At 50.1% G+C, this 17,132-nt stretch carries 16 protein-coding genes and 1 tRNA gene; 15 read left to right on the forward strand and 2 right to left on the reverse strand.

Translation table 11 applies throughout. The features are described from left to right. Positions 1-216 precede the first annotated feature (216 nt). The 12 genes from cydA (at position 217) to nadA (ending at position 10,374) form a co-directional block, all read left to right on the forward strand. Positions 217-1,800 (forward strand): cytochrome ubiquinol oxidase subunit I, encoded by a 1,584-nt coding sequence (cydA, locus tag BZG77_RS13150; RefSeq protein ID WP_198532421.1) that lies wholly within the window; start codon positions 217-219, stop codon positions 1,798-1,800. Positions 1,801-1,811: 11 nt separating this feature from the next. Then, complete coding sequence (cydB, locus tag BZG77_RS13155) at positions 1,812-2,948, forward strand: cytochrome d ubiquinol oxidase subunit II (protein WP_077647575.1); 1,137 nt, start codon at positions 1,812-1,814, stop codon at positions 2,946-2,948. 15 nt (positions 2,949-2,963) lie between these two features. Next, positions 2,964-3,071 (forward strand): cytochrome bd-I oxidase subunit CydX, encoded by a 108-nt coding sequence (gene cydX, locus BZG77_RS13160; protein ID WP_021024361.1) that lies wholly within the window; start codon positions 2,964-2,966, stop codon positions 3,069-3,071. Beyond that, entirely contained in the window at positions 3,064-3,360 is a 297-nt protein-coding gene (locus tag BZG77_RS13165; protein WP_021024362.1) for a cyd operon YbgE family protein, read from the forward strand. Before cydX ends, BZG77_RS13165 begins: the two co-directional genes overlap by 8 nt. 230 nt (positions 3,361-3,590) lie before the next feature. Further along, positions 3,591-3,998 carry a tol-pal system-associated acyl-CoA thioesterase gene (gene ybgC, locus BZG77_RS13170; RefSeq protein WP_077647577.1) on the forward strand — a complete coding sequence of 136 codons (408 nt, stop codon included), beginning with the start codon at positions 3,591-3,593 and terminating at the stop codon, positions 3,996-3,998. Next, entirely contained in the window at positions 3,995-4,681 is a 687-nt protein-coding gene (tolQ, locus tag BZG77_RS13175) for a protein TolQ (protein ID WP_021024365.1), read from the forward strand. The genes ybgC and tolQ overlap by 4 nt, the downstream gene beginning before the upstream one ends. A 3-nt stretch (positions 4,682-4,684) precedes the next feature. Next, a complete protein-coding gene (gene tolR, locus BZG77_RS13180) occupies positions 4,685-5,131 on the forward strand; it encodes a protein TolR (RefSeq protein ID WP_021024366.1) in 447 nt (148 codons plus the stop codon). Between the two features lie 9 nt (positions 5,132-5,140). After that, positions 5,141-6,202 (forward strand): cell envelope integrity protein TolA, encoded by a 1,062-nt coding sequence (gene tolA, locus BZG77_RS13185; RefSeq protein WP_077647578.1) that lies wholly within the window; start codon positions 5,141-5,143, stop codon positions 6,200-6,202. A 107-nt stretch (positions 6,203-6,309) separates the two neighbouring features. Next, on the forward strand, positions 6,310-7,641 hold the full coding sequence (gene tolB, locus BZG77_RS13190) for a Tol-Pal system beta propeller repeat protein TolB (RefSeq protein WP_077647584.1): 1,332 nt from the start codon (positions 6,310-6,312) through the stop codon (positions 7,639-7,641). Positions 7,642-7,691: 50 nt separating this feature from the next. Next, positions 7,692-8,210 (forward strand): peptidoglycan-associated lipoprotein Pal, encoded by a 519-nt coding sequence (gene pal / locus BZG77_RS13195; RefSeq protein ID WP_077647579.1) that lies wholly within the window; start codon positions 7,692-7,694, stop codon positions 8,208-8,210. A gap of 33 nt (positions 8,211-8,243) precedes the next feature. Continuing rightward, positions 8,244-8,972, forward strand: a complete 729-nt coding sequence (gene ybgF, locus BZG77_RS13200) for a tol-pal system protein YbgF (protein WP_077647585.1) — start codon at positions 8,244-8,246, stop codon at positions 8,970-8,972. A gap of 358 nt (positions 8,973-9,330) precedes the next feature. Continuing rightward, entirely contained in the window at positions 9,331-10,374 is a 1,044-nt protein-coding gene (nadA, locus tag BZG77_RS13205) for a quinolinate synthase NadA (RefSeq protein ID WP_077647580.1), read from the forward strand. Between the two features lie 168 nt (positions 10,375-10,542). Here the strand turns inward: nadA and BZG77_RS13210 are convergent, their stop codons facing one another. Next, complete coding sequence (locus tag BZG77_RS13210) at positions 10,543-12,324, reverse strand: chromosome partitioning protein ParA (RefSeq protein ID WP_198532420.1); 1,782 nt, start codon at positions 12,322-12,324, stop codon at positions 10,543-10,545. A 446-nt stretch (positions 12,325-12,770) separates the two neighbouring features. Next, the gene (locus tag BZG77_RS13215; RefSeq protein ID WP_077577274.1) at positions 12,771-13,343 is read right to left on the reverse strand and encodes a UPF0149 family protein; all 573 of its coding nucleotides are present in this window, start codon (positions 13,341-13,343) and stop codon (positions 12,771-12,773) included. A 361-nt stretch (positions 13,344-13,704) separates the two neighbouring features. Between BZG77_RS13215 and BZG77_RS13220 the strand changes: the two genes are divergently transcribed. The 3 genes from BZG77_RS13220 (at position 13,705) to BZG77_RS13230 (ending at position 16,954) form a co-directional block, all read left to right on the forward strand. After that, the gene (locus BZG77_RS13220) at positions 13,705-16,080 is read left to right on the forward strand and encodes a S8 family peptidase (RefSeq protein ID WP_077647582.1); all 2,376 of its coding nucleotides are present in this window, start codon (positions 13,705-13,707) and stop codon (positions 16,078-16,080) included. Between the two features lie 44 nt (positions 16,081-16,124). Further along, positions 16,125-16,634, forward strand: coding sequence for a hypothetical protein (locus tag BZG77_RS13225; protein ID WP_077647583.1), 510 nt, complete (start codon positions 16,125-16,127; stop codon positions 16,632-16,634). A gap of 232 nt (positions 16,635-16,866) precedes the next feature. Then, a tRNA-Ser gene (locus BZG77_RS13230) sits at positions 16,867-16,954 on the forward strand. The last annotated feature ends 178 nt before the right edge of the window (positions 16,955-17,132 follow it).

The raw sequence follows: 17,132 nt of genomic DNA on the forward strand, positions 1-17,132 counted from the left end.
TAAGTTACGTCTGTAATATTAGTTATAACTTAATTAGAATATATTTAACTATTAAGTAACTTGAGTGTTTCAAGCGTGTAACATGCAAGCAGTGACTTGAGAAAGTGTAGCGCTTTCCCCGCACCGGCCAGCGGTTTGGCGGCCATGCAGGGTGAGAAAGTAAAACGAGCGATACAACTGTATCGGCACCGAAAGCGGTGTAAAGGAGTGACCATGATTACCGATATCGTCGATTTATCGCGGCTGCAGTTTGCGCTGACCGCGATGTATCACTTCCTGTTTGTTCCCCTAACGCTAGGTTTGGCATTTTTGCTGGCCATCATGGAATCGTTATACGTGATGACCGACAAGCAAATCTACAAAGACATGACCAAGTTTTGGGGTAAACTCTTTGGGATTAACTTTGCGCTCGGTGTGGCAACCGGCCTTACCATGGAGTTTCAATTCGGGACCAACTGGGCCTACTATTCCCACTATGTCGGGGATATTTTTGGCGCCCCGCTTGCCATTGAAGGGTTGATGGCCTTCTTCCTTGAATCCACCTTTGTGGGCTTATTCTTCTTTGGTTGGGATCGTCTCAGTAAACGTCAGCATTTGGTCACCACTTGGCTGGTGGCGTTAGGCTCTAACTTTTCCGCGCTTTGGATCCTGGTCGCCAACGGCTGGATGCAAAACCCAGTCGGCTCGGAGTTCAACTTCGAAACCATGCGTATGGAAATGGTGAGCTTTGCCGATGTGGTCTTTAACCCGGTAGCACAAGTCAAATTTGTTCACACCGTCGCGGCAGGCTACACCACCGGGGCAATGTTCGTGCTCGGTATCAGTGCCTACTACCTACTGAAAGGGCGTGATCTCGCCTTCGCACGTCGCTCGTTTGCAATTGCTGCCTCCTTTGGTATGGCCGCGATCGTCTCGGTCATTATTCTGGGTGATGAATCCGGCTATGAGCTGGGCGATGTGCAAAAAGTCAAATTGGCGGCGATTGAGGCCGAATGGCACACCGAGGAAGCGCCAGCAGCCTTCACCGTGGTGGGYCTTCCTAATCAAGACACCATGCAAACCGATTATGCGATCAAAATCCCGTATGCGATGGGGATCATTGCCACGCGCTCACTGGATAAAGAAGTGACAGGCTTAACCGATTTGATTGCTGAGCACGAAACCCGTATCCGTAACGGGATGCAGGCGTACGCATTGCTAGAAAAATTGCGTGCCGGCGAGACATCGTCTGAAACCAAAGCCGCCTTCAATGAAGTGAAAAATGACCTCGGTTATGGTCTGCTGCTTAAGCCTTATACCGACAAAGTGGTTGATGCCACCGAAGGGCAAATTCAGCAAGCGGCACAAGACTCTATTCCGCAAGTGGCACCGCTGTTCTGGAGCTTTAGGATCATGGTGGCTTGTGGCTTTGCGATGCTGTTTATCTTTGGCATGAGCTTTTGGCAAACCTGCCGTCAGCGTATCGATCAAAAACCTTGGCTACTCAAGCTGGCATTGTTCAGTATTCCGCTGCCTTGGATTGCCAGCGAAGCGGGCTGGTTTGTAGCCGAATATGGTCGTCAGCCTTGGGCCGTGGGTGAGATTTTGCCGGTGCATGTCGCCGCCTCTAACCTCGCTGCAGGCGATATCATCTTCTCGATGGTGGCGATTTGTTCGCTCTACACCGTCTTTCTCGTCGCCGAGCTTTATCTGATGTTCAAGTTTGCGCGCTTGGGGCCAAGTAGCCTTAAAACCGGCCGCTACCACTTTGAACAAAAAGGCAATCCAGAAGCGGATTTCAGCCGCCAGATTGAAGCATAAGGAGAGATAGCATGTTTGATTATGAAATGTTACGGCTGATCTGGTGGGCGCTTATTGGGGTGCTACTGATTGGCTTTACCGTCACCGATGGCTTTGACATGGGGGTGGGCGCCTTGCTCACCCTAATCGGCAAAACGGATAGTGAACGGCGGGTGATGATTAACTCAGTCGCCCCGCACTGGGAAGGCAACCAAGTTTGGCTAGTGACCGCGGGTGGGGCACTATTTGCTGCCTGGCCGCTGGTTTATGCAGTGTCATTCTCTGGGTTTTATATCGCGATGGTGCTCACACTGGCGGCGTTATTTTTCCGTCCCATGGGCTTTGACTACCGCTCAAAAATTGATGATAAGCGCTGGCGTACTGCCTGGGACTGGGGCCTGGTTGCCGGTGGTTTTATACCGCCTGTGATTTTCGGTGTCGCCTTTGGCAACTTGCTGCAAGGGGTCCCGTTCCAGCTTAGCGATCTCTTGATCCCAACCTACACCGGTGGCTTTTTCGCACTGCTTAATCCATTCGCACTGGTGTGTGGCCTTGTAAGTCTGTTTATGGTGGTGCTGCAAGGGGCAACCTGGCTGCAAATGAAAACCACCGATGCGCTGCATGTACGGGCACGCAATGTGGCGCAACTGTGTGCGCTACTGACCACCGTCTTGTTCGTGGCAGCGGGCTTTTGGGTCCAAAACCTGGAAGGCTTTGTGGTGGTCAGTGAAGCGGCGAACCAAGCGGCGTCTAACCCACTGGCGAAAGAGGTGGCGGTGCAAAGCGGCGCGTGGATGCACAACTACCAAGCGATGCCAATCCTTTGGTTAGCTCCCGTTGTCGGTGCGGTGATGCCACTATTGGCACTGCTGGCGTCTCGAGTTGAGCGTGGTGGCTGGGCCTTCTTGTTCTCGAGCTTGGCCATTGCTGGGGTAATTCTGACCGCGGGTATCGCGATGTTCCCCTTTGTGATGCCATCGAGCACCTTCCCAAGTCATAGTTTGACCATGTGGGATGCCACCTCGAGCGAACTGACTTTATCGATTATGACTATCGTCGCTGCGATTTTTGTGCCGATTATCTTGGCTTACACCTTGTGGTGCTACATTAAGATGTTCGGCCGCTTAGATGCACAATATATTGAAGACAACAAACATTCACTGTACTAAGTAAGGAGCCTGCATATGTGGTATTTCACGTGGATTCTCGGTGTGCTGCTGGCATGCGCCTTCGGGATCATCAATGCGTTATGGTTGGAGCATACCGAAGCCATGGATCACGATAATGAGTGATCGCCAACCCGCTCCGTTAGGCCAGGATTTTTCTGGCCTTTGGCGGCTGCTCTCATTGGCCAGTGCATTATGCTGGGGGGGCCAAGTAATGTGGGCGCCTGAAGCCTTCGCGCAGCGCATGGGCGGCGTCACGTTCCTCATGGGCGTGGGCCTACTTTACGCCACCTGCTTGGGCGTGATTCACGCTGTCGGCTTTACAGCGCAAGGCAAAGGGAGCCGCTGGCTTACTTGGCCGCCATTAGGGTGGGGCGTGTCTCTTCTTTTGCTCGCCTTGATGTGGCTACGCTAGTTGAGCCAAACGCTCGGTGAGCAAGCGCAAAGTGACAAACGAATGAAAAAAGCACCCAGGTGGTGCTTTTTTCATCACTGGCTGCGGAGTCATTGTGTGTTTTTTGCGGCATATCACCTCTTGCGCCCTTCATGGGCGACCAATGCAGCGACCGCGCGGCTTCAGCATTCCTATACATCGATAACTTAGGTATAGTAATTGCCTATCGCTGAACCTATATGGATACAGTCATGACTGAATCAACGCCGTTTCGTTGGCCTGTGCGTATTTATTATGAAGACACAGACGCCGGCGGGGTGGTTTATCACGCCAACTACCTCAAGTACTTTGAGCGTGCGCGCACTGAACTGTTGCGCCAAATCGGTGTCAATCAACAGGCCTTGTTTGCCGAGCACTATGCGTTTGTGGTGCGTCACATGGATATCGACTTTCACCGCGGTGCACGGCTGGATGATGCCCTTGATGTTGTCACCACAGTGTCAGCCATGGGGCGCGCCAGCATGACGTTTTGTCAAAGCTTGGTGAATTCTGAACAAAAAGCATTGTGTGTGGCAACGGTTAAGATAGCCTGTGTCGACCCAGCCACCATGAAACCCAAATCGATTCCAACACAGATTAAATCGGAGATGATGACGTGACCGCTGAACTTTCCATTCTCGACCTGTTTTTACAAGCAAGCCTGCTTGTTAAGGGAGTGATGCTGATATTACTGGGTATGTCAGTGATGTCTTGGGCCATGATCATCAAGCGCTCAAAAGTGATGCAGCAAGCCTTTAGCCGAGCGGAGCGATTTGAAGACCGATTCTGGTCGGGGATCGATCTCTCGCAACTGTTTCAAGAAGTGCAGGCCCGCAAGGATCATCTCACCGGTAGCGAGAAAATCTTTTACGCCGGATTTAAAGAATTTGCCCGCTTACATCGCAGTAACGACAAAGTGCCTGATGCCGTGATGGAAGGCACGTCACGGGCAATGCGTGTTTCCCTGTCTAAACAAGTTGAAGAGCTTGAAACCCACTTACCGTTTTTGGCCACCGTGGGCTCAATTAGCCCCTACATCGGCCTATTTGGCACCGTGTGGGGCATTATGCATGCCTTTATCGCCCTGGGTGCGGTGAAACAAGCCACATTGGCGATGGTTGCGCCCGGGATTGCTGAAGCCTTGGTCGCGACAGCCATGGGCCTATTTGCAGCGATCCCTGCCGTCATGGCTTACAACCGTTTGACAGCCAAAGTGAGCAAGCTTGAACACAACTACATGAACTTTATGGAAGAATTTTCTAGCATTCTTCACCGTCAAGCGTTTGCGGCAACCCAGGAGTAATCCATGGCGTATCAACCAAAACGACGCAAAATGACGGCGGAAATCAATGTGGTGCCCTACATTGACGTGATGCTGGTATTGCTTATTATCTTTATGGTCACCGCGCCGTTTGTGACCCAAGGCGTCGATGTCGATTTACCACAGACCACGCAGGCCAAAACAGCGGCAGAGTTGGCGGAAGAAGAAGACAGCGGCGCGTTCATCATTGTAGAAGTGGATCAAGACGGCCAGCTCGGGCTCAGTGTCAACAATGGTGATATGACCCGGGGACTCAGCCTAGAAGAAATTTTGGTGCGGGTGAAAGCCGAACTTCAGCTTAACCCGAAATCTCCCGTCTTAGTCGGCGGTGATGGCCGCGTCCCCTATTCTGAAATCATCCTAACGCTTGATGCATTAAACCAAGCCGGCGTGTCGTCAGTGGGCTTAATGACAGAGCCATATGAGTCGTAGGTGAGGATGATGAACGAGCCAAACCATCGCGATCAGGCGACCAAAAGCAAGAAAAAAGACTCACTGGTGCCAGCGCTTGCCATTTCCGGCGGGCTACACGTGTTGTTGGTAATTGTGCTGTTATGGGGGGCAGATTTCACCTCAGACGCCAAGCCAACCCCGAAAGCTGGGCGCTCTATTGAAGCCACCGTGATTGATCCGGCCGTGGTCAATGCACAAGCGCAAAAAATCCGTGAGCAACGTAACCAAGCCAAACGCGAAGAAGCTGAACGACTCAAACGGTTAGAGCAGCAAGCGAAACGCCTTGAGCAACAACGCGAGCAAGAAGAACAGCGCCTTCGCGAAGTGAAGCGGAAAAAGCTCGAAGCGGAACGTCAAGCACGAGAAGAGCAAAAGCGGATTGCCGAAGAGCAAGCCAAGGCCAAAGAACAAGCACGCCTTGCTAAACAACAGGCGGAACAAGCCGAACGCGAGCGTCAGCGCAAGTTAGAACAACAACGGAAAGCGGAATTGGCGGCGGAAAAAGCGGAGAAAGCGCGGCAAGAAAAACTGGCGGCTGAACGCAAAGCCGAAGCTGAACGCCAACGCAAGCTTGAGGCAAAGCGCAAAGCCGAAGAGCAAGCGTTAAAAGAGGCAGAGCAGGCGCGCAAAGAAGCCGAACAAGCGAGAAAAGAGGCCGAGCGCCGGGCAGAAGAAGCCAAACGGCAACAGCAAGAGCAAGAAGCGGCGCTTAATGATTTGTTTTCGGGGCTGGAATCGGAAGCCAGCCAACGGCAAAGCGCGCGCGGACAATTTGTGGACGACGAAGTGGCGCGATACGGCGCCATTTTTACGCAAATGATCCAACAAAGACTGATTGTTGATGATGGTTTAAGTGGCCAAGAGTGTGTGGTCAATATGCGCTTGTCACCTACCGGTCTATTGCTTAATGTGGAACAAAAAGCGGGCAACTCGCGATTGTGTCGTGCAACAAAAACCGCGGTCGCGTCCGTATCACAATTTCCAATGCCAGACGATGGCGATATTATTGCTAAGTTACGTGATATCGAGTTAACCGTTCGACCTAACTAACCGACAGGATAAAAAACATGATGGAAGTGAGCCCCTGTGGTGGCACAAACCATGTCACAAACACGCGTCAGGATCGTTTACGGACGTGGCAAGTTGCCGCCGTTGTAATGCTGTTGGCCTGTTTGTCGTTACTCACGCAACCGGCACACGCTGCGCTTAAGTTGGTGATCACCGAAGGGGTGAACACAGCCAGGCCCATTGGCGTGATCCCCTTCCAATGGAAAGGGCAAGGCGAGATGCCTGAAGATATTGCCGGTGTAGTGGGATCCGATTTACGTCGCAGTGGTAAATTTAACCCATTATCTGTCAGTGACATGCCGCAAACGCCTTACAAAGATGCCGATATCGATTACAACGCTTGGACCTCTCTCGGGGTGGATGCCGTGGTCACTGGCACCGTGACGCCCACGTCAGACGGCCGTTACCAAATTGATTACCAACTGATTGATATTGTGCGTGGCCAGCTCACGGGCGGCGACAGTAAAGGCCTAGGCGCCGATGGCCAGCTGGTACAAACCGATGACCACTTACTGGTGAACAACCGCGCCACGGTCAAAGAAAGCGATCTGCGCCGTTATTCGCATCGCATTGCCAATATTGTGTATGAACAGCTCACCGGCGAAAAAGGGGCCTTCTTGACCCGTATTGCCTATGTGGTGATCGATAAAGAGAACGACTACCCCTACCAACTGCGCTTATCGGATTACGATGGCTATAACGAACGCTTGATCTTGCGCTCTAAACAGCCACTGATGTCACCGTCGTGGTCACCGGATGGTCGCCAACTGGCATATGTCAGCTTTGAAAATGGCCAAGCCGAAATCTTTGTCATGGATATTTACACCGGTGAGCGCGAGAAGATTTCGTCTTATCCGCGTCACAATGGTTCGCCTCAGTTCTCGCCCGATGGCAGCAAGCTGGCCATGGTGCTGTCCAAAACCGGTAGCCTGCAGCTTTATATCTTTGATTTAAAGAGCAAAAAACTGACACAAATTACCCATGGTCGTGCCAATAGCACCGAGCCATTTTGGGATCCCGATGGTAACTCGCTCATCTACACCTCGGACCGGGGTGGCAAACCACAGATTTATCGCGTAAATTTAGATGATGGAACCAGCCGACGGATCACGTGGGAAGGCAATCAAAATATGGGAGGGCAACTGACTCCTGATGGCCGCCACTTGATCATGGTAAATCAATCCGCGTCTGGCTATAACATTGCAAAACAAGACTTAAACAGCGGGGCGGTGCAAATCCTAACCAAAACCTTGTTGGATGAGTCGCCAAGTATTGCGCCAAATGGCAGCATGGTGATTTACAGCTCGGTATATGGACGTAAGAATGTGTTGTCACTCGTCTCAATCGACGGCCGCTTTAAAGCGCGGTTACCGGCAACCAACGGGCGCGTGCGTGCACCAGCCTGGTCACCTTACCTGTAGTTTTTTAATTTTAAACAACGTGCGCTAACTTTCTAGAAAAGGAAAATAGAATGCAAATCAATAAAGTACTGAAAGGTCTGGCGGTGGCACTGCCAATGTTAACTCTGGCTGCGTGTAGCTCAAGCGACAGCGCGACGGGCAGTGATGCTGGTCAATCAACCAACCAAAACGGCACTACCGTGGTATCACCGGTTGACGGCCAAGGCGCAATGACTGAGCAACAAATCCGTAACCAAGAGCTACGTCAGTCGCAAACCGTTTACTTCAACTTTGACGACTCATCAGTACTACCCCAATACGAAGACATGCTGGATGCGCACGCGACTTACCTGCGTGACAACCCAGCGATGGAAGTAGTCGTTGAAGGTCATGCTGACGAGCGCGGTACCCCAGAGTACAACATTGCACTGGGCGAGCGCCGTGCTGAAGCTGTGTCTAAATACCTACAAGCGTTGGGTGTGCCAGCTAGCCAAATCTCTATCGTGAGCTACGGTGAAGAAAAACCGCTGGTCCTTGGCCAAAGCGAAGAAGCTTACGCCAAAAACCGTCGTTCGGTATTAGTGTACTAATCCAGCCGATAGGTAGTGGAAACGAGTATGAAAATAAACAGTAACTCTGTGCGAATCCTCGCGCTGGCGTTACTGGTGAGTGTGGCAGCCCCCGCGGCTGCCACATCTGCTCCGGTGACAGAAGTAGGGGCGGGTGGCTCTGCGGTTGATCGTCTAGAACGTATGCTACAAGCGCGCAACCAAATGCAGCTGGATATGCAACGCCAACTTGATCAAATGGCGCAAGAGCTAAGCACGTTACGCGGCAGTGTTGAGCGTAACAGCTACGAGATCAAACAAATGGTAGAACGCCAGCGCGATCTCTATCGCGAGGTTGATACGCTAAGAACCGCGAAACAAGCGGTCCCAGCCCCCCAAGATGAGACGCAAGACGCATCATCTGCCAGTTTTACGGATGATAAAAGCGAAAACGCCGCGTATGAAGCTGCCGTCAACCTGATCTTAAAAGAGAAAGACTACCAAGGGGCGACCAAAGCATTTAAAGCGTTTCTTTCTAAATACCCAGAATCGGTATACACAGCAAACGCCCACTATTGGCTCGGCCAGCTTTATTTTTCTAAAAGTGAATTTGAGCAGGCRAACCAAGAGTTTACGGCAGTTAGCAAGTTTAAAGACTCCAACAAACGCGCCGACGCATTGCTCAAACTCGGCCTAATTGCGCAAAAACAAGGTAACGGCGACCAAGCCGATCAATACTTCCAGCAAGTGATTGATACTTACCCAGACTCAACCAGCGCCAAACAAGCCAAAAATGCGATGTAGGACGGTGGTTCCATTGGCAACGATGACATAAGGCGTTAATACTTAACCTCGATGATCCCATTGGCGTAGGTGACACAAGCCCCTATACGGTGTTGGATAGGGGCACATTGCCAACGGGCGCCTGTCACGATCAGCGTTAGGATTTAGCACGAATATCGGAGGTACGCCGCGGACATTGATTCAGTAGTCCGCATCTCACCGGTGCTTGTCCGACCTACGCGTTATTTTAACGTCGATGAAGGTATTGATTCCGTGCCACGGCGCTTATCCGGTCTGCGTGCTAATTTGTTTCTCCCCCCACTCGCGTTATACTACCCGGACTGGAAGCCCCGGACTGGAAGTAAGCATGAGTAATCCCATGAGCCAAGTGATTGAAACGTCGCAAAGGGTCTATCCCTTTCCGCCGAAACCGATGGCATTGAGTGACGAAGAGAAAAAACAACACGTTGCGCGCATCAAACAACTATTAAAACAAAAAGACGCGGTGCTTGTTGCTCACTATTACACGGACCCAGAGATCCAAGCCCTCGCCGAAGAAACCGGTGGGTGTGTGGCCGACTCGTTAGAAATGGCCCGTTTTGGCAATCAACACCCAGCCAAGACCCTGATCGTGGCCGGTGTACGCTTTATGGGGGAGACCGCTAAAATCCTCACCCCAGAGAAAACCGTCTTAATGCCAACGCTTGATGCCGAGTGCTCGTTAGACTTAGGCTGTCCTGCCGATGAATTCACCGCGTTTTGTGACGCACACCCAGATCACACCGTCGTGGTGTATGCCAATACCTCGGCCGCCGTCAAAGCACGTGCCGATTGGGTGGTCACCTCAAGCATCGCGTTAGAGATTGTCGAGCACCTAGACAGCCAAGATAAGCCGATTATCTGGGCTCCAGATCGCCACCTAGGCGCCTATATCGAAAAAGAAACGGGCGCTGACATGGTCTTATGGCAAGGCGAATGCGTGGTCCACGACGAATTCTCAGCCCAAGCGCTAGAAAAAATGAAACACCTTTACCCCGACGCCGCGATTCTTGTTCACCCTGAATCCCCAGCGAGCGTGGTAAAAATGGCCGATGCCGTCGGCTCAACCAGTCAGCTGATTAAAGCGGCGCAAACCTTGCCAAATAAAAAGCTGATTGTGGCTACCGATAAAGGCATTTTCTACAAAATGCAACAAATGGTGCCAGACAAAGAATTAGTCGAAGCCCCCACCGCCGGCGCAGGTGCCACCTGTCGCAGCTGCGCCCACTGCCCATGGATGGCAATGAACGGCCTTAAAGCGATTGAAAACGCACTTGAAAACGGCGGCGAAGAGCATGAAATTCACGTTGATGATAACGTGCGCGAAAAAGCGTTAATCCCACTCAACCGCATGCTCAACTTCGCCGCGGAAATGAAAGGGTAAAACCGTTCCTAGAGCCTAGAGCCTAGGGCCTAGGCTCTGCTTTCTACTCTTCCCGTATTCCGTAAGCGAAGCGCTCTGTATTCAAAAATCCTCAACATCGCGTAGGTCGGACTGGGTGATAAAATAAAACGCCCCACCAAATTGGTGGGGCGTAAGGATTATCCGTTATTACTTAATTTTTCTTAGCGTCGCTGTTGCCCTTTTGTTGCCGTCGCTGTCTAGGGTATCACGCACTAATAGGCCGCGATCCCAGTTTTTGCCCGCTGGCATATAGCTAAAGCGGTTGATCTTAAAGTTATCCTCAGGCTCACCTTCATCACGATCATTCCAACGAATGGTCGTGTTCAGTTGGTCCAAGGTGGCTTTTGATGCGCCGGCAGCATTGGTGGTAAACCACCAGAAGTCCATATTGGCGAGCTCTTGATAGGTTACGGTTTCATTCAAATCAGCAAGGTAGCAACTACCGTTATGACTATTGAGCTCCTTACCGCTTGTTGTTAAGCCATCGGCATCAAAGGTATAGGTTGCTTCTGCTACTTTATCGCAACCAGGCCGTGTCATCACTACACGCCAAGTCCCTTGAAAATCAACATAGCGATCTTGACCGATGCCGGCAACTGGGTAAATAAATTTGACGGACTCTGACACGCGGCCGGGATAATCGTTTTTATCAAGATGTTTTTTACGGCGTGTTTGCACATAAACGTCAGCAACGGGATCATAACTGCCAGACAGTGTTTCTTCTAGCATCTTAGAACCGTCTTGTTTGTCAGAGTCATCGCGTATCACAACCTCGAACTGAGAAAGTGTTTGCTCGCTGCAGTTGGCATTGGCCATACATTGATAGACGGCCCCCATCGTCGCCACCTTGGGCCATTTATAATCTTTATCGCTAGGTTCTCGCTTGGTTGGGTCGACAACCGATAATTGATAGGCGCCACTACTGTTGTGCGCAACGCTCGTTAGATTGCCGTCAATCTCGATATTCTTGATATCGCCACCGTTACATAAATATTGATCGTCTGAGTCTGGTACTGATAGGCGAGTAAATGCACCATCTTGTTTAACACAAGTGAGATATTTTGCGGCTTTTTTACCAGACAAAGTGCTGTCGTTAGAGCCCGCGTGAACGATAAAACCTTCCTCTTTGGTGGTAAAGGTTTGCCCGCTTAGGCCGACCGTTTCTTTAAATACCTTATCACCTAAGGTGCGATCGGCATGAAGCACCAACTGATAGCCGGAATCCTCGCCGTTTTTAACACGCTGCTTGGCACTGCGTTCAACAAACGTCCAATTTGAGCCTTTCGCCCAGTGAGCGAGCTTATCGTCACTGCCGCGTTTTAGTCCTTTGAGTGAGCCTTCGATGTGTTTTGTTGCCTCGTCTTCACTGACAAGTTCGCCTTGTTTACCTAATTTTTTAAGTAAGTCTTGTACTGATGTTTCGAAATCATCATCCAGCGTAATCTGTTTTAGCGCATCAATCATTGTCTCGTCATTGGGCGATTGAATCGCATCGGGAATCACGATCGATGCATCGCTGTCCCTATCATTAATGGTCAACAATAGGCGGGCAAGATTGATTGAACGCTGGTATGTGCCTGCCGCTTCAAACGGGGTGGTGATATCACGTGGCGAAACATGACCAATCACTAAGCCATCGACCTCGCCATTGAATTCACCACCAAGAATAAAGATGACATTATCGGCATTGGTGTCAATCTTGTATGCCCCCTCGGCATTCGTTTTGCCGCTCTCGCTGCCTGAGATATAAAAAAGCCCCTCAACTTTAGCATCGATAAACTCGCCTTGAGTCGGAATCGCAATACTTGTTTTTTCTACTTTTTGCGTATCATTATTTACAGGATTGTTGGAGGCTGAATCGTCACCTCCCCCTCCACAGCCAACTAACGCAGTAGAAACGGCCAATGCGATAAAGCTTAGTTTTTTCATCTTAAAACTCATATTTATTGGTATTTTTAGTTACAGGCAAAATTGCCGCAAAGATAATAAGGGATTGATTTTAAGATGTATATATAAGAGGACATCGACTGCCTTTTTTATCGTCAAATATCAAAAGATAAGATAAAAAGTTGATGTTAGTCAGGTTGTTGAGGCAATAAAGTGTCAGTAGAGGGGTAGGCAAGCGTTAAGCCGTTTTTTCCGTTCTCCGTAAGCGAAGCGCTCTGTATTTAAAAATCCTGAATGTCGCGTAGGTCGGACAAGCGCCAGCACAGTGCCAATAAGTATCACAATGTGTGCCGCGCGCCCGTTGCACGGCGCCATCGACATCGTGGTCAAAATTGGCACCGATCTCGACAGGCGCCCGTTGACAATGTGCACATATCCAACATCGCGTAAGGGCTTGTGTCACCTACACCAATGACACCTCTGGCTGTTTACTCCGCATCTTCCGCCAGTGCCGCGCCGTGGTGGGTGAGGCCACACAACATAGTTGGCATGGCGTTGAAGATTTCCTCAAACTGTGCCAACTCTTCTGCGCCTTGGGCTTCCATGGTAGAAAGGGCAGTTTCTGGATCGTAAAGCAAGCTGATGGAAAGCACCACGCCGCCGAGTAGGGCATTGCCATCGGTGTTTTCCGGCATCAATGTTTCCCAGTCATCACGGGTCAGGCTCCAGCCTTGCAACAAGCCTTCGGCGAAATCGCGCGTCGCTTGGTTAACAATTTCGGCATCATCCAACAGACAGCCTTCCGGCCACTGCCAGTTTTTTTCCAACAGCTGTTGGCGCTGCGCATTCCAAATATCCACAATCAGGTTCGCGTACTGCTCAAACTGCTCATGGCTCTCAAATGGCGCTTGCTCGTCACCTCCCCACATCACGGGGAGCCACTCACTGGGGCTAATGACATGGGGCGCGGCAGCCATGGCGGTCACCACACCACGGGTTTGCATTTCGTTAAGCAGTTGCGCGCTATCAGCATGTTGGATAAGGAATTCGGATAAAGTCATCAGGCTCTCATTCGTACTCGATTTGTGTGCTGAGTTTAACAGCTTTCATGCTCACTTGCTTCCATCACGCCAAGCTCGGCGGGTAAGTGTGCTTTTAGGCGATAACATGATCAAAATCTTCTCATACTGTGACTGGCTCTACACTATGTTGAAACAAACATAAATCACTAAACTGAATGACTATTTTGACTGACTCTTCTTTATTTTGGTGCTGAGTAAAAAGAACACGCCTGTCGATCCTTGTTAGTGCCTACCTTTGACTACTTTTCGAGTTGTAATAATGATGTTGCATGTCGGCGCTTGGATAGGTAGCTTGTTTATTGATATGGAAATAAAAACTTACTATTCAAGGGATTGAACAATGTTATACCCCACTTACAAACGCACATTTTCGGCGGTATTGGTATCTATCGCGCTCGCTGGGTGCGATGACAAACTAGACACGGGGGCTCTCTATAGCGATACAGGGGCGCAGTCTGAACAGGTACTCGAAGACAAAAACATCGATGTTGCGGTAGACAAACAATTAGTCGGTACATCGATTGATATTATTGACAGTGAATTTTCCACCGAAAACCTTCAACTTTCTATTTCAGAAAATGGCGTTGAAGTGCCTCAACTGCAGCAGGGTCAATTCAAATTATCGCATGGGGTGCTTATCTATGAGCGAGAGAGCCGTGCGATTCACTATATGCCGACCCAAAATAGCGATAAGCGTACTTTCGAATATTCTTTATCGGATGGTCGTTTGAAAAAATCGGGAGTCGTCACCATAACCGGCGATGTGAAAATTGACCCGTTAGCTCAACAACAGTGGCATTTGTACAACACTGGCCAAACGGGCTACGCCATGAACGCACAGACGTATCAGGCGTGGGTTGATCTACGTGTAGCTCAAGGCATGAGCGAAGAGCAGGCTAAGCAGCAACATCAATACGACGACAGCATCCTTGTCCCCGGTGAAGATATGAATGTGCTGGGGGCGTATAAACATAATATTACCGGAAAAGATAGCATTACCGTCGTAGTTGACTCAGGCATGGCTATCAATCACGAAGACCTTGTAGATAATGTACTCCCCAACCGCTCGATTAACTTTGCAGATGGCTCAAGCGATCCAACACCGGTAAGCACCGGTGGCGATCATGGGACCTCGGTTGCCGGGCTGATTGCGGCAAAAGGGTGGAATGGATTAGGTGGTCGCGGCGTCGCACCGGATGCCAGCCTGATCGGAATGAATTACTTAGAAGAGCAAAGTGAACAGTCACAATTTGCCAGTTATGGCTTAGACGGTTCTGGTATTAGCCTCAATGACAATCTCGTTGCCTTCAACCGCAGTTACGGCATCTCAGCGCCTGCTTTTATTGCAACCACCGATGTTGACGAGGTGCTTTTTCAGTATCCGACAGCAAACTTGAGACAGGGTTTGGGCGCTCTCAATATAAAATCGGCAGGTAACTCATTTATCTCGAGCGGAAATTGGCAAGAGGGAAATGCCTTATGTGATCAAGCCCAGGCGGGAATCAATGTAAACCAATCACGTGTATTCAGCTGCTACGACAGCAACTGGGATCCGGCTAACGCCAGTTTTTATACCCTGACCATTGGTGCGGTCAATACCGATGGGCGCAAATCAAGCTATTCCACGGCAGGGTCAAGCTTATGGGTATCCGCTCCCGCTGGCGAATATGGGACAGAAGCACCGGCGATGATCACCACCGATTTGATGACATGCGAGAAAGGCTATGCTAGCCAAGCCACTGTCGATCAATTTGAAGCGGTCAATGGCAGTTACTTCTCTATGCTCGGGGTAGAAGACTTTCACCAACGTGTTTGGCCATTTAACACACCAGGCACAGACTTAAACCAAGACGCAAACCCAAACTGCAACTACACCAACACTTTTAATGGTACCTCTTCTGCTGCCCCTAATGTTACTGGGGTGACGGCACTCATTGCTGAGGCCAATCCAACGCTAAGCTGGCGCGAGATTCGATATATCCTTGCCAAAACTGCCGATAAGGTTGATCCTGATGACGCGCCTGTGACGCTATTAGTGGGGAGTCAATCTTCAGGTAGCCGCAACAGTGATACTGATGAACAGAGCAACGGCGTTACTGCGCATTTAGGCTGGGTTGAAAACGCAGCTGGTTATGCATTTAACAATAAATATGGGTTTGGTCGGGTAAATGCCGGTAAAGCGGTTGCGCTGGCACAGCAAGAGAGCGCAACACTCCCGCCGCTGCGCCATACTGATTGGRTTGATATCACACCAACGCACTCTCCTATATCGATTCCAGATGCTGATGCACAAGGCGCGACATTTCGTTTCCAGCTGGATGATRAYATTAACGGCGACCTGACGCTTGAAGGAATRCAATTTGGTTTTAACATCAAAAATGACGATTTGCTTAAAGTCAGCAACGGCGATCTCACTGGAAGTACAGCKGCGTCAGATCTTGCCATTCAAGTGACCTCGCCTGCGGGAACAAAAGCGATTCTTGCTACGTCAAGAACATCATTAGGTGCGTATCAAGGGTTRGGCAATGMTTCWGCCCCCGGTTACGCTTACCACATAAGCGGGCCTATGCTCGTCAATGCATTTCTTGGCGAAAAAGTGCAAGGGGAGTGGAGCGTGAATCTTGTTGATACCAACCGTGCTGATTTTGGTGATGTGCTCAACAACCAAGTGGATAGCGAACTCACCAAGGCACAAGTCCGTGTTTACGGTCATTAAGCAACAAAGCKAACCGTTTAAATAGAGATTACAAGGAGTTTCACATGCAAAGTAAGATGATAGTAGCCTTTGTTGCCAGTGCATTATTAACCCACGTCGCTGTCGCTGGGAGCAGYAYAACCATGGCAAATGACAATGATGCAAAGCCGATGCCAATAGAAGCAAAGRCCAAAGGGCACAATGCTGAGCAAGCCTTAGCYGMGCAAGTCGATGGGCCAGTCACCTTAACTGAACTCTCTGAACTACATGGTTATAAAGGTATCAACCTCGACAATAGCGCTTTAAAAGCAGGGGACCAAGTTTACAATGAAGTCACACGTACACTGGGTAAAGTGACCGGGAACATCACCGTGCTGCTGGATCAAGGCACCATCTACGAGTTGGCCGAGTCGCTTAACTTGAATGTGACTTACTTTGATGAGACCACCAAGCTTGGGCAGCTCAATGCCAGTGGGCAAGATGACATCGTGGCAGTATTGGCAGAAATCAAATCAAACCCGGCGGTGAAGTCAGCGAAAATTGATATTCTTGAGGCGAGGAATCAGCCCCAGTAGATGTTGCGTATTGAACCGACACTCCAAAAGGCCTGAAAAGGCCTTTTTCTCTTTCTGGGGTACAATTTTCTCTTTCTGGGATACAAATAGGTTTGGCGATGAAATAGCCATTTAAACGCAAACCTATCACCAACAACTTGACCGCAAAGCAGCAACTCTCTATAGTACGCCCCGTTAACGCGACAGCGGGGTTATAAGCCACCCAGCGTAAATGTCGTTTAACACACAATATGGTGAGGTGTCCGAGTGGCTGAAGGAGCACGCCTGGAAAGCGTGTATACGGCAACGTATCGAGGGTTCGAATCCCTCTCTCACCGCCATCATTAAAAAAACCGCCCTCGTGGCGGTTTTTTGCTATGTGCAGCCGCTAGTCGTTCCTCAATCCTCGTGATACCCTTTTCTCAGGTTTGATCCAAGAGAATAAAACGATGAAAATTGCAGTTGCTGGAACAGGTACGTCGGCCTGTCGAACGCCATGTTATTGGCTCAACATAACGA

The sequence above is a fragment of the Salinivibrio sp. IB643 genome (assembly GCF_001996105.1).
Taxonomy (GTDB): Bacteria; Pseudomonadota; Gammaproteobacteria; order Enterobacterales; family Vibrionaceae; genus Salinivibrio; species Salinivibrio costicola.